Below are 515 nucleotides of genomic sequence, written 5' to 3'. Positions count from 1 at the left end.
CATTGGCCACGGTGGCTCATGCTCTGTTTCAAGCTGCACTCTTCAAGCACAGCCCTGAATTTATGGCTGGTGTACTGACAACCTTGATCTGAATGAAACATCACCCCTGCAGGTTTACCTCTGGACTCAGACGCCATACGCAGCGCGTCACAGGCCAATCTGGCATCGGCAGTCATTGAGAATGCCCAGCCCACAACTCGGCGTGCGTACAAGTCGATTATTGCGGCCAAATAGAGCCAACGTCTGCCAACCTGGATGTAAGTCACATCGCCACACCAAACCTCATTGATCGTCGAAACTTTGAAGTTTCGCTTCAGCTGGTTTTCCGCAATCAGTGCTTCCGTGCCCGATGACCGATACCGGTGCGGCCTTCGTTGCCGGCATTCCAGACCAGCTTCACGCATAAGAGCACGCACTTTGTAACGCCCGATTTTATGGCCTTCACGCCGCATTTCCTGCATCAACGTGCGTGAGCCTGCGGAGCCTCGTGACGCCTTGAAAAGCTTGATTACCTG

General features: G+C 53.6%; 1 protein-coding gene. It reads right to left on the bottom strand.

The features are described from left to right. Positions 1–515 (bottom strand): IS3 family transposase (locus ABI582_RS28675; RefSeq protein ID WP_442120991.1); only part of this gene is annotated, 515 nt, incomplete at both ends.

Source organism: Pseudomonas sp. SAS7 (genome assembly GCF_052112345.1).
Taxonomy (GTDB): Bacteria; Pseudomonadota; Gammaproteobacteria; order Pseudomonadales; family Pseudomonadaceae; genus Aquipseudomonas; species Aquipseudomonas putida_Q.
This window is presented reverse-complemented; position numbering and strand designations above follow the sequence as displayed.